The organism is Brevibacillus brevis, from assembly GCF_022026395.1.
Taxonomy (GTDB): domain Bacteria; phylum Bacillota; class Bacilli; order Brevibacillales; family Brevibacillaceae; genus Brevibacillus.
Genome location: NZ_CP041767.1, coordinates 1,535,566 through 1,548,192, shown reverse-complemented (window position 1 = coordinate 1,548,192; position 12,627 = coordinate 1,535,566). Strand labels below are relative to the sequence as shown.

At 46.0% G+C, this 12,627-nt stretch carries 13 protein-coding genes; 5 read left to right on the top strand and 8 right to left on the bottom strand.

All coding sequences use genetic code 11. The annotated features are described in order from the left end of the window. The 4 genes from FO446_RS07810 to FO446_RS07795 all read right to left on the bottom strand — a co-directional run bounded on the left by FO446_RS07810 (position 1) and on the right by FO446_RS07795 (position 4,118). Complete coding sequence (locus FO446_RS07810; protein WP_237900329.1) at positions 1 to 1,731, bottom strand: ABC transporter ATP-binding protein; 1,731 nt, start codon at positions 1,729 to 1,731, stop codon at positions 1 to 3. A gap of 253 nt (positions 1,732 to 1,984) precedes the next feature. After that, positions 1,985 to 2,401 carry a VOC family protein gene (locus FO446_RS07805; RefSeq protein WP_173608779.1) on the bottom strand — a complete coding sequence of 139 codons (417 nt, stop codon included), beginning with the start codon at positions 2,399 to 2,401 and terminating at the stop codon, positions 1,985 to 1,987. Between the two features lie 80 nt (positions 2,402 to 2,481). Next, on the bottom strand, positions 2,482 to 3,789 hold the full coding sequence (locus FO446_RS07800) for an FtsW/RodA/SpoVE family cell cycle protein (RefSeq protein ID WP_173608780.1): 1,308 nt from the start codon (positions 3,787 to 3,789) through the stop codon (positions 2,482 to 2,484). Next, entirely contained in the window at positions 3,786 to 4,118 is a 333-nt protein-coding gene (locus tag FO446_RS07795; RefSeq protein WP_221867611.1) for a PadR family transcriptional regulator, read from the bottom strand. The genes FO446_RS07800 and FO446_RS07795 overlap by 4 nt, the downstream gene beginning before the upstream one ends. Positions 4,119 to 4,351: 233 nt before the next feature. Here FO446_RS07795 and FO446_RS07790 point away from each other — a divergent pair, with 233 nt between their 5' ends. Together FO446_RS07790 and FO446_RS07785 are read left to right on the top strand one after the other, a co-directional pair. Beyond that, entirely contained in the window at positions 4,352 to 4,516 is a 165-nt protein-coding gene (locus tag FO446_RS07790) for a hypothetical protein (protein WP_237900327.1), read from the top strand. Continuing rightward, positions 4,513 to 4,833: a GyrI-like domain-containing protein gene (locus FO446_RS07785; protein ID WP_237900325.1), complete on the top strand. Its 321-nt coding sequence runs from the start codon at positions 4,513 to 4,515 to the stop codon at positions 4,831 to 4,833. Before FO446_RS07790 ends, FO446_RS07785 begins: the two co-directional genes overlap by 4 nt. A 58-nt stretch (positions 4,834 to 4,891) precedes the next feature. Here FO446_RS07785 and FO446_RS07780 read toward each other — a convergent pair whose 3' ends face one another. After that, positions 4,892 to 6,274, bottom strand: a complete 1,383-nt coding sequence (locus FO446_RS07780; RefSeq protein WP_237900323.1) for a hypothetical protein — start codon at positions 6,272 to 6,274, stop codon at positions 4,892 to 4,894. After that, on the bottom strand, positions 6,258 to 6,800 hold the full coding sequence (locus FO446_RS07775) for an RNA polymerase sigma factor (protein WP_237900321.1): 543 nt from the start codon (positions 6,798 to 6,800) through the stop codon (positions 6,258 to 6,260). The genes FO446_RS07780 and FO446_RS07775 overlap by 17 nt, the downstream gene beginning before the upstream one ends. Before the next feature lie 217 nt (positions 6,801 to 7,017). Between FO446_RS07775 and FO446_RS07770 the strand changes: the two genes are divergently transcribed. Next, the gene (locus FO446_RS07770) at positions 7,018 to 7,956 is read left to right on the top strand and encodes an ABC transporter substrate-binding protein (protein ID WP_221867607.1); all 939 of its coding nucleotides are present in this window, start codon (positions 7,018 to 7,020) and stop codon (positions 7,954 to 7,956) included. 1,363 nt (positions 7,957 to 9,319) lie between these two features. Then, positions 9,320 to 9,613: an ATP-binding protein gene (locus FO446_RS07765; RefSeq protein ID WP_304502614.1), complete on the top strand. Its 294-nt coding sequence runs from the start codon at positions 9,320 to 9,322 to the stop codon at positions 9,611 to 9,613. 111 nt (positions 9,614 to 9,724) lie between these two features. Here the strand turns inward: FO446_RS07765 and FO446_RS07760 are convergent, their stop codons facing one another. Next, the gene (locus FO446_RS07760) at positions 9,725 to 10,102 is read right to left on the bottom strand and encodes a MerR family transcriptional regulator (RefSeq protein WP_088906424.1); all 378 of its coding nucleotides are present in this window, start codon (positions 10,100 to 10,102) and stop codon (positions 9,725 to 9,727) included. A 190-nt stretch (positions 10,103 to 10,292) separates the two neighbouring features. Between FO446_RS07760 and FO446_RS29010 the strand changes: the two genes are divergently transcribed. Further along, positions 10,293 to 11,060 (top strand): carboxymuconolactone decarboxylase family protein, encoded by a 768-nt coding sequence (locus FO446_RS29010; RefSeq protein ID WP_173608786.1) that lies wholly within the window; start codon positions 10,293 to 10,295, stop codon positions 11,058 to 11,060. Positions 11,061 to 11,863: 803 nt separating this feature from the next. Here the strand turns inward: FO446_RS29010 and FO446_RS07745 are convergent. Beyond that, a complete protein-coding gene (locus tag FO446_RS07745) occupies positions 11,864 to 12,583 on the bottom strand; it encodes a YebC/PmpR family DNA-binding transcriptional regulator (RefSeq protein ID WP_221867606.1) in 720 nt (239 codons plus the stop codon). Positions 12,584 to 12,627 lie beyond the last annotated feature (44 nt).

The following is a 12,627-nucleotide window of genomic DNA, read 5'->3' as shown; positions in this document are numbered from 1 at the left end:
TTACTTCACCTCCCGGCCGATTTGTGACTGAAAGATTTCCTGATATACGTGGCAAGAGGTCATCAATTCGTCATGCGTACCGATGCCAGCAACTTCTCCATTGTCGAGTACAATGATTTTATCCGCATCCATGACAGACGTAATCCGCTGGGCAATCAGGATGCAGGTGAGGCCAGCCGCATAGGCTCGAAGCGCATCCTTAATCTTCCCTTCTGTCGCCACATCTACCGCACTCGTACTATCGTCGAGAATGAGGATTTCCGGCTTTTTCACCAAGGCTCTGGCGATGGAAATGCGCTGCTTTTGCCCTCCAGAAAAGTTGACTCCTCCCTGCCCTACGCGTGTTTCATAGCCTTCAGGAGTGGCGGAGATGAACTCGTGAGCCTGTGCCATGCGTGCCGCTTGCTCGACTTCCTCGTGGGTAGCCTCTGCCTTGCCCCAACGAATATTTTCCATCACCGTGCCTGTAAACAGCATGGTTTTTTGCGGGACAATCGCCATTTTTTCTCGCAATCGCTTCGGTTCGATGTCGCGTACATCGATGCCATCTACCATAATCGTGCCTTCCGTTACGTCATAAAACCGTGGAATCAAGCCAACCAGACTGCTTTTTCCAGCGCCTGTCGACCCGATAATCCCGACGGTCTCCCCCGGCAGACAAGTAAATGAAATCTGCTTGAGTACCGGCTGGCCACCCTCTCCATCATACGAGAAGCTGACCTCCTCGAAGTCGATGCGTCCCTTTTTGCCTGGAAGCTCCTGAGGTTGTTCTTCTTTCCAGCTCATTTGGTTTTCCTCTGCAAATACTTCTCCGATGCGTCCCGCTGATGCTTTAGCCCGTACAAACATGTTAAATACCAAGGAAATCATCATGAGTGAAAACAGGATTTGCGTCATGTAGTTCGTAAACGCGATGATATGTCCGACTTCGATGCTACCTTGTTCTACGCCAAGACCCCCAAGCCATAGGACCGCGACAATTCCGAGGTTCATCGTCAGCATGATCGCTGGACTGAAAATGGACATTACCCGCGTAGCCGAGACCGATTTGGATTGCAGCTCTTCGTTTGCCCGTGTAAATTTGCCACGCTCAAAATCAAAACGATTGAATGCCTTAACGACTCGTACCCCAGATAAATACTCACGCATCGCACCATTCACTCGGTCGAGCGCTTGCTGTACCTTCAGGAAGAACGGGAAACCGATTTTCATATTCAAGAAAATAAACAATCCCACAATGGGCACGACAATGGCGAGAATCACCGCCAAATCCGCGTTCAATTGGGTTGCCATAAACAACCCGCCAATGCACATCAACGGCGCTTTGACGAAGATTCGCATCATGCCGTTTACAAACATTTGTACTTGATTGACGTCATTGGTCAGACGTGTCACGAGCGAGGCTCTGTCGAATTTGTTCAAGTTTTCAAAGGATAAGGACTGCACTTTGGAAAACAAATCTGCGCGCAGCTGCGCACCAAAGTTTTGCGAGACGTATGAAGCCAGCACATTACGGATCGATGCCGCAATTGCCCCCAGCGCCGTAACGAGCAGCATCAGCCCACCGGTCTTGAGCACGTAATCCATATCCCGGTTTGCTACACCCGTATCGATAATGTGCGACAGGATCGTCGGCTGCAAAAGATCACATACCGCCTCCAAAGCTAAGAAAAACATGGAAATCCCGGCGACTACGCCGTATTTTTTTATGTAGGTTGTGTAGAAGCGCATCCGTTCACCCCATCTGTGTTCTTACGTACAAGATAACGCTTAGCTAGCGAAATGTCACGAGTGATTGTCAAAATGAAAGTGTGTAGCTCAATCACTGTTAAAAGGCATGGAAGGGGTTTATAGTGCTGACGTTTTTTGACCCCGGACGGGAATCCACTTGGGATGTGCCAGTATTGAATGGACAAAAAGGGCAAAAAGCTGGAATCTTTTTTCGATCCCATGCTTTTTGCCCTCAGTTCGTTTACTCCGTCTTTTATTCCTGTGGAACAGCGCTTTGATCCATATGCAAGAACTCCCACAGATGGCCATCCAAATCTTGAAAGCTCCAGCCGTACATGAAGCCATGGTCAACCGGGTCTTTCGATGGAGTTGCGCCCGCAGCAAATGCTTTGTTTACGATCTCATCGACTTGCGCTCTGCTGTCCGCAGACAACGCAACAATGACCTCGGTGCTTCTGGTTGCATCCGTCAGCTCTTTTTTCGTAAACGTTTGGAAAAACTCTTCAACGAGCAGCATGGCAAAAATGTTTTCGCCGATCACCATGCATGCTGCATTTTGATCCGTAAATTGCGGGTTAAATTCATACCCGATCGCCGTAAAAAAGTCGATTGATTTGTTGAGGTCCTTCACGGGTAAATTAACGAAAATTTGTTTGGATTGCAATGCCATGTGTGATTCCTCCTCGGGTTTGTTTTTCCTTGATGTCTATATCCTAGCATTTCCGATTACCCGAGGCTTCTCATCGATTGCTATTTTGCCATGTAAGTATGTGGCTTTCCAATTGAGCTTCTATGCCGATGGACGCTCAGAACGAGACCTAGGACAGCGAAATGAGCCAAAGCAGTCCCTATGTTGCCATAGCTGAGAAAAGGAATCTCAATATTCACGATTGGCAGCATGCCGGTTGACATCAGCAGTGGCCAAACGAAGAACAGAGAGAATAAAGGAACGATACTGACAATGAGATGCTTCCCATACGGCTCGTCCACTTCCTTGACTACCCGAGCCAGTCTTATTATAAACAGAACAATGGCTAACAAGATCAAAATGCCCGCAATCCAGCCATAACTATGGATTAAGTAAGTAAATTTGAAATCGGAGTCTAAATAAGGCATTCTCGGTAATGGAGCATTGGAGCCCCTTCCCCAAAAACCTGCCGAGCGAATTGCTTCCATCGCCTCTAGATATTCATATCCCTTTCCGAGCGGATCTTGGGTCGGTTGTACCCAGCCCTGCACCCTTCCTAGCGTGTATCTATCCAATAAACAGGCAGCTGTCCAAACAATAGCAGACACAATCATTAGATAGAGTTTTTCTTTCCGGACGGTTTTCGTATACATCATGAGTATCATGAATCCAAATAGGTACAGCATGAGTTCCATAATCGATCCAGCCATAACAAAGAGGCAAGCTGGCAGCAAAACAAATACGGTCAGCTTGGAAGCCGTGCTCCGAAATCGCCACGTCCTGGTAAGAAGCATACCCGCAACGCTTATGAGAAACAAATACATGGACATTGCCACAAAATCGATCCTAATCGAGCCACCAAGGTACATATATGTTTTTCCATTCATTGTATAGCCGTACGCAAGAATGAGAAAAAACACGCCCACAGTCAGCATGTACAAATGCAACGAGTACCGCAAAAGCTTGCGATAATCCGTAAAAGTAACAGCGAGCATCACCCCGATACCAAATAAGGCATAGAACCAGTAACTGTCCAGTTTAAACTCGATAAAACTGACCTGCATGCCATACATCGTAAACAACCCTACAGCCAGGAAAGCCACCACATACACTAGAAGCCTCCACTCCACTTTGGGCTTATAAATCCGATGCAGCTGCTTCCCAACCGCAGCAGAATCCCCCATTTGCAAAATGGCTTGCCTTACCGCTTCTTCCTCTCCCAACCCCTCGTCCATCTGCTCATCCATCAAATCTAGCAAGTGACTTTCCAGCTCATCCCGAATTCTGCGATGCATTTCCGTTGCCCGCACATGGCGACATACTTGATCGAGATAGTCTGCAATCAATGGATGTGTATTCGTCTGCTTCATGCTCTTCCCTCTCCCAGCACCCGATCAATCCCATCGCGGAACGTATGCCACTCGTGCTTTTTCTCCTTCAATTGCCCGCAACCTTCTGCCGTAATCCGATAGTATTTACGCTTCCTCCCATCCTTCTCATCCCAATACGCCTCCACATAACGCTCCGCTTCGAGTGCATGCAAGATCGGATACAACGTCCCTTCTTTTAGCGTAAACAGACCATTTGACTCCTTCTCGATGGCTTTCGCGATTTCGTACCCGTACATTTCCTTTCGATCCAGCATCGTCAAGATCAGGATCACGGTACTGCCTTTTAAAAGCTCCTTATTGATTTTCATAGTGCCTCCCGATTTAACCGAATATGCCTAGATAAACAATACATCATAAATCTATGTATATGATTCTATCATCCAAATCTTGTAAGATCAACACATGTGTAACATCAGCTTTCACGGTACGTCTACCGTCTACAGATAAAAAACGGAAAGAAAAAAGACCCTTTTGCCCGAGAGCTGAAATAGCTGCTGGATTAGCCTTTTCCCTATTCTACTAAATGAAGGGACGTTATTTCGTGGAGCTAACTATTCTCTCCCGCGAGGAAACACACGTAATTGGTATCACTTTTACGGCGAATGTGACAGAAGACTTGGGCAAAAAGCTCTCCGCTACTACAACGGAAGCTTTGCGAGCTAGAAAAAGCGAGATTCACCATCAGGTTGGTGAGGCCGAATATTGATTCAAATCTATCCTGACAAAGCTGACTTCGATGCGGCGGTAGATCCCTTTACCACAATTATTGGACTCGAAGTTTCCAGCCTGGCCGATATTCCTGAAGGGATGGTCAGTCACACGATTCCCGCGGGGACATTTGCAAAAGTAACACACAAGGGACCTGAGACAAACTTGGGCGAGACGTATGGTTTTCTTTACGGGTCCTGGCTCACTGAATCAGGATATGAGTATGCCGGATTTGATTTTGAGTTCTGGGACGAGCGCTACAAGCCAGAGCAAGAAGACAATGAGATTGATATTTATGTTCCTCTTTTCAAATAAGCGACATAGCGAAAAACCAGGGAATCTCCTCCCTGGTTTTTCTGTTGTTTCGATGTTATTAACTACGCACCCACTCCCCTGTCAGCGCATCAACCATATAGAGCGGTGTGTCGTGATAATAAATATGATAGACGAGACGGGGTTCTAATTTTCCTGTAGTTGGATTCTCCATCAACTTGTAGACCAATCGGAGCGGGCGATGGGTGACGTATACGCTAGTCGCGTCTTCCCGTGACATTGCCTTGCTTTTGTCAGGAAGCTGCTTAGACTCCATGGTATACGTAGGATCGACCCCGATCACCTGTTTTCTGTCCACATCAAAATGAACCGTATACCCCCCCATAATCGGTACTCCCTGATGGGACTTGAAGAATTGATAGGTTTCGATGTTGCCTTTTCTAGTGGCAGAACCAAGTAGCAGTTCTTTGGTGTCTAACGGAAGGTATTTCTGAAATTGCTTTGCTGCTTCTTGTACGTTTTCCAGCTTTGGATGAGGGAGCTTTTCCTTTTTCTCATGGACCTTTTCATACCGATAGTTCAGAATTTTTCCTGTATCTGTTACTACGTCCAGTTCTATTTTCTGTTTGGTTCGGGTTTCCATTTTGTACGTATGTACGCCTGAGCCTTCTTGAATAACGAAGGAAAACGGAGGCTCAAATCCCCACTCCCGAAAAAGTCTATCTGCTTCTTCGATGTTGGGAGCTACCAGCTTCATGCCTCCCGGTTTCACAGGAATTGGCGGCATATCTACTAGACTGTAATCGGGATGATAGCGTTCTGTGGGGTAAATTTCTCCTGTAATGGCATCAATGTCACCTGAAAAAGGAAACTCATATTGCAATCGCCATTCCCACTCTGAATAGAGCAGCCGGGCGCTTTGCCCAAAAATTTGTTCTGCCTTTTTTACTGGCATTGCCTTGTTGGGATCTGGAAAGACCATGCCTGTCGTATCGTTTGTCTGTACCACTTTTTTATGATGCCTGCCCGCCTTGTCTATTGTAAACGTGTATTGGTCGTCAAGAACCGGAATGTTGTTAACCGTCTTGTTCATCACGACATGACCTGTTTCTGTATTGGACAGCATGCCGTTTACCGCATATTGACTTGCATCTCGCCCTGCCAATTCTTGTAGCAGCTTCTTCGCCTGCTCGTATACAGGATGGGCGGGAAGCTGCGGACTACTGGTTGCCGTCACTTGAGGGTTCACGATTTCGTTTTGCCCCATCCCAGCCATGATATACAGGCCGAATCCAGAAGCGATCACCACTGCTGTCAACCCTACTGTCAGCGGATTCATGAACAGCCGTCTCCCCTTGCCGACCCGAATTACTTCTTGTTCCAGCACTGTACGTAAACTCTCTACAAACTCCTTACGTGGGGGTGTACTTTTTTGCAGAGTCACTAACCGTTCCAGCATATCTCGTTCATTTTGCCAATCCACTGTACAATTCCCCCTTCTTCGTATGCGAAAGTTTGCCATGCAGCAGCTTCAGTGCCCGGTGCATCGTCGTTTTCACGTTTGATTCAGAACAACCCAGTATTTCAGCTGTCTCTTTGACGCTGTACTCTTTAATGCCTCGCAGAATGACAACCATGCGGTGATGCGGTGGTAGTCCCTTGATCGCAGCGATCAATTCCTGTTCGTCCTCCCGGCTTTCCGCTTCCTGTGCCGGATTCCCTTCCGAGGCTGGCATCACAACAGACAGCCAGTCCCCTGACAACAGCTTTTGCCACTTACGTTTTCGATAGTAATTCATCGCTGTATGCTTCGCGATCGCAAACAGCCATGTCTTCACGTCAGATCGCTCTTCAAATCGTTCAAGCGAGCGAATAACTCGCAAAAATACCTCCTGTGTCAAATCTTCTGCATCATTCTGACTGCCGGCAAAGTACAGCAAAAATTGATACACATCGTGATAATGCCGCTCATAGATGGTCATGACCTGATGTTTCATTTCTTCATACAAAGAAGCTCCTCCATTCTCTTGCTGTCGGCTGATCGACTACTTTCCTATGCGAAAATTTTCTTGGATACCCATTAGTGTCTTGAGCAGGAAAAAGGTTACAGCAGAATGTTTGAAAATGTTCAGGAATGCAACAGCGACGGATGGATCGGGTAGCCTATAATTTACATGAGTCCTGCTACTCTCCTGATAACACAGAAGTAAGAACGGAGTGACCTGTATGTATAAACGGCTACTAGCTATCCCGCTTGCCGCTTTGCTCCTCGTCCTGGCAGCTTGCGGCAATGGTGGACAAACGGGCGATTCTGCGGCATCGAAACCGACCAGATCGATCAATTACCTAGGCAACACTTATACAATTCCAGCCAGAACCAAAGAAATTGTTTTCGTTGGCTTCCCTGCTTCCTATGAAGATTCTTTCTTGCTGGGAGTCCCGCCCGTCGCAGCTACGGTGGATAAAAACGGAAAGTTTCCGGCGGAATATCAAGCCATGATCAGAAATGCCAAGCATCTCCCTTATCATATAGTAGATAACTTAAATGAGCTGGTTGCCCTCGATCCTGATGTCATCATGACAACCGACAAGACCTCCAAGGAAGACTTGGCAAAATTACAAACCGCTGCATCTGTCATTCCCGTCTCTACCAACGGAGCTGATTGGCAAGATAACTTGCGTCTGCTTGCTGATGTTCGTGGAAGAGACGACAATTTGGATACCTTTATAGGAAAAGTGAAGCAAAACACACAGGAACTCCGCGACAAGCTCGCCGAACTCCCAGAAAAGAAAGTGCTGACGCTATGGTTCCAAGAAGGCTCCTTATACGCGTATCCAAAGGATGAACGGTACAATTACCTGTTATATACGGACTTGGCCCTGCCTGTCCCTGATGTCGTCGCGAATATGCAGGAGCGTACAGCGCTCCCTATGGATGCTTTGGCAAAAGAAAATCCTAACTACTTGTTTGTGATGGTCAACAAAGAGGACCAGCCCGCTTTCAAGCAGTTGCAAGAGCAGCCTGCATGGAAAAATCTAAGCGCAGTCAAAACGGGTCAAATGTACGTGAATGCCGTTGAACCAGGATTGGCTGGTGGCACAGCCTACAGCAACCAATCGTTTTTAAATGCAATTCGAAAACAGATGCTAAAGATGAGTGAATAAAAAGATGGGCTTTGCTCATACTATACTCATCGAGCTCGGTGGTGTGTTTTCAATCAGGCTGTAGTCCTTTACGGAGGCGATGTGCCATGGATGATTTACACGATCACCTAGTGAGTAAGGGAAACCGTACACTGCTTTAAGCTTCTAACTTCATATTGGAGGTAGATGCGTCGCACGTGATGATCGGTAACACCTCAAAACTAACGAGCTCGATATATGCCGTCTCCTTTATGGAGGCGGTTTTATTTCTTTTAAAGTGCGTTTATCGGGCGGTAGGGGTGGGGAGGAAACAGGAGAAAACGCTCAGATTCTAGGGCCACCTCCTGTTGGATTCACTGCCCGGCTCCATGAAAAAAAGCGAAACCCGCGTCCAAAGTCGTACATTCAGGAATCTTCTCAGAGGTGGACGCTAAGAGCTTGTTTCCCTTTTTTTCATTGCGCCTCGGTCGGCGTCCCTAAGATCTTCGCTTATTTCTCCTGTTTCCTCTACGAGCATTCCGTGTTAGACGGGTTTTAAAAGACTTAAAAGATTGAAGAATGTCATCAGTCACGACAGAGAAGAATATTTCCAGACGTAGCGACTTGTGGAGTCCTACCAAGCGGAGAAGGGATTTGCGGGCAACAGAAACGCAACGTGCCCACGCGACGAAGCGGCTACCACTTTTGCGTTTCCCCGCAAATCCCTTCGGAGCGGACAGTCTAGCCCCCAGCAGGACGGAGCCTGGAGCCTAGACTGGAAATATTCTTCTCTTCACCACAGCCACATACATAAGAACCTTAAGTTGTTGCTGTAGTGCTGGCGAGGAAACAGGAGAAAACACTCAGCTTCTTGTCCCACCCGCTGGGGGATTGACTGCCCGGCTCCATGAAAAAAAGCGAAACCCGCGTCCAAAGTCGTCCATTCAGGAATCTTCTCAGAGGTGGACGCTAAGAGCTTGTTTCCCTTTTTTTCATTGTGCCTCGGTCGGTGTCCCAAAGATCTTCGCTTATTTCTCCTGTTTCCTCTACGAGCTTTCCGTGTTAGTCGGGTTTTAAAAGCCTTAAAAGATGGGAGAATGTAATCTGTTACGACAGAGAAGAATATTTCCAGACGTAGCGACTTGTGGAGTCCTACCAAGCGGAGAAGGGATTTGCGGGCAACAGAAACGCAAACCTGGCACTTCAACAGGTCAAAAATTCAAACGATCCTCTGGAAAATAGCACCTGAGATTCGATTTTGTTCCGATACTCACCGTTTCAGGAACTTTCAACAGAAACGCTCACGAACGATCTGCTGTATCTCACCGAGTTGGACGGCACAAGGTCGCGGACGCTTCACGTTCCGTTCAACTTGAGCGAAGCTGTCGAGAGCGTTATTCTCACAATGGAAGCCGTCATCTTCGAGAAGGATCTCGCGCTAGACTACGACATCGAACCCGGCCTCACCGTCACCGGCTGCAGCGAGCAAATGGAGCAGGTCTTTATGATCCTGCTGGACAACGCGATCAAGTATGCCAATCCAAAGGGCTCAATCCACCTAACGCTTAAAAAGCATCAGGGCCATATCCAGCTATCGGTGACCAATACTGGTCCGGGCATCCCCGCCGAACATGCGGGCAAGATCTATGCGAAGAGTGTGCCGAACGATAAGACGACGTTTTATGTTCAGCTGGACTGACTAAAAAGCATATGGCGTGGGAACGTGTAACAAACAACCATGTTGAAACAACTGTGTAATCATTGGAAAAGCTCGGCATACAGCCGAGCTTTTATCTTACAGTCCAGTATACTAAATTTTCTGCGTGTCTTTCCTTTCTTGAAGTTCGTACATCGCAACCTTATAACTTATTACTTCTAAATGTTTTAGGTTTTCATTGATTTTATTCTGCACTTCTAATTTATGCTGCATCATCATTTCTTTTCTTTGCAGGAATGTTTCATCGCCTAATTCATAAAGATCGATATATTCTTTTATTTTAGAAATAGGCATTCCTGTCAACCGCAGAGATCGGATAAAGTTGATCCATCTCAAATCTTCATCATTATATATTCTACGACCATTTGAATCTCGAGAAATATTTCTTAACAACCCTTCCGTTTCATAAAATCTGAGTGTATTTGCAGACACATGTAAGTTATCAACTACATATTTCATTGAAAATGACATCCGATCCGTCCCCTTTCGTTATAGTTACTATAACGAAATGTAGATCAAAAAAATAGAAAAATGCTTTAGTAACCTCTACACTAATAGCAAATTCTATTGTAAAAACCTATATTTGACTTCGAGCAGCAATAATAAACTACATTAGAAGTACCGGGAAATAGAAAACCTCAAAACTGGAGGCAATTAAGCGATGAACTCAAACTATGAAAATGGAAAAAAACTTTTTCAAGAAACTGATGAATCAGGAATCCAAGCGGTTATTCATGCTTTAAGCGATGTATCTCCCCACATAAGTCGGTACATTATTGAATTTTTTGGGCAAGTTTTCAATAATCCCGTACTCACCTATGAACAAAGAGAAATAATCGTGATCTCTGCGTTAATATCGTTAGGTGATACTCCAAATCAACTCAAATGGCACATGAACTTCGGTTTGAAAGTTGGAATTACGCCGAACGAAATTATTGAAATTGCTACCCATTGTATTCCGTTTTGCGGCGCTCCTCGTGCTTTAAATGCCATTACCGTTGCGAAACAACTTTTTGCAGAACAAAATATCGAAGTAAACATCGAGGACGAACTACTACATTCTGTAGGGGAACGACGGGAAAGAGGCATAGCAAAACTTCAAGAAATCGACGGCAAACATGGTGAGGCGGTTGCCGATTCACTTGCCGAGATTGCCCCTGTATTAGCTGAACAAATCATTGAATTTGCGTTTGGTGAAATCTACAGCCGCTCAGGACTAAACCCTAAACAGCGCCAACTCGTCACATTAGGAGCCTTAACTGCTCAAGGTGGATGCGAGCCACAGTTGCACGTTCATCTCAATGCCTCCATTCGTGTAGGTCTAACGAGACAAGAAGTGATTGAGGCATTACTGCAATGCTACCCATACACGGGATTTCCTAAAGTCTTGAATGCTATAAATGTTGCCAAAAAGATATTTTTAACATAGTTATTCACCGATAGGGCAAGTTGATAAAAAGACCGGACTTCACTCACAGAGTTTTTCCGGTCTTTTTAATTAAATAAATTTTACTACTTTTTTCAGTGTACATTCATCATTTTTCCTATATGTTGGAATCAGTGATTGTCGAAAATTACTCTTAGGTGATGGATGTGCATACCCTTTATCTTGCTTAATCCAACTAACACAAAAATGGTGTAAACCACCTCCACTATATCTACATCACTAAAACACCCAGAGAACCTTCCAAGTCATATTAAATTCCAATATGAACTCCCCTCATATTTCACAATCCTATCAGAACCTTCAGAATCCCGTATTATTTCACTATTTCTTTAAACACTCTATTTATTAATCTCAATAACTATGCAAAAAGCGAAACCGCGTCCAAAGTGGTCCTTTCAGGATGTTTTTTCAGAGGTGGACGCTTAAGGGCGTGTTTCGCTTTTTTCTCCTGTTTCCTCTACGAGCATTCCGTGTTAGACGGGTTTTAAAAGCCTTAAAAGATGGGAGAATGTAATCAGTTCCGACAGAGAAGAATATTTCCAGACGTAGCGACTTGTGGAGTCCTACCAAGCGGAGAAGGGATTTGCGGGCAACAGAAACGCAACGTGCCCACGCTACGAAGCGGCTACCACTTTTGCGTTTCCCCGCAAATCCCTTCGGAGCGGACAGCCCCAGCCCCCAGCTGGACGGAGCCTGGAGCCTAGACTGGAAATATTCTTCTCTTCACCAAAGCAACATAAAAAAGACCTCTGTCCTAAAACAAAGGTCTTCCCCCATCGAAAAAATTATTCACCTAAATCAACGTTATGGTACACCTGCTGCACATCGTCCAAGTCTTCCAAAGCATCGATCAGCTTTTCGAACTGAGCTTGTACATCTTCTGTCAGCGTTACTTCGTTTTGTGGCAGCATGGTCAGTTCAGCTACGGTAAACTCTGTGACGCCGCCGTTTTTAAGTGCTTCTTGTACAGCGTGGAACTGTTCGGCATCTGCGTAAACGATGACAGCACCGTCTTCTTCCAAAATGTCGCGGACGTCTACATCTGCTTCCATCAAGATTTCCAGCACCTCATCAGAGGATTTGCCTTCCATACCAAATACCGCTGTTGGGTCAAACATATAAGCAACCGAACCGGATACGCCCATGTTACCGCCGTTTTTGTTGAAAGCGGCACGCACTTCAGGAGCTGTGCGGTTTACGTTGTTGGTCAGTGCATCCACGATGATCATGGAACCGTTTGGCCCAAAGCCTTCATAGCGCAGCTCGCTAAACGTTTCATCAGAGCCGCCTTTTGCTTTATCAATCGCGCGGTCGATAATCGCTTTCGGTACGCTGTACGTTTTGGCACGCTCCAGGACGACCTTCAGAGCACGGTTGGACTCTGGGTCCGGCTCGCCTTGCTTTGCCGCTACGTAAATTTCCTTCCCGAACTTCGCGTAAATACGACTGGTGCTCGCGTCTTTAGAAGCTTTCTTTTCTTTAATATTGTTCCACTTACGACCCATAATCCCACTCTCTTTCAATATGACAGATTAAAATATGAATACTC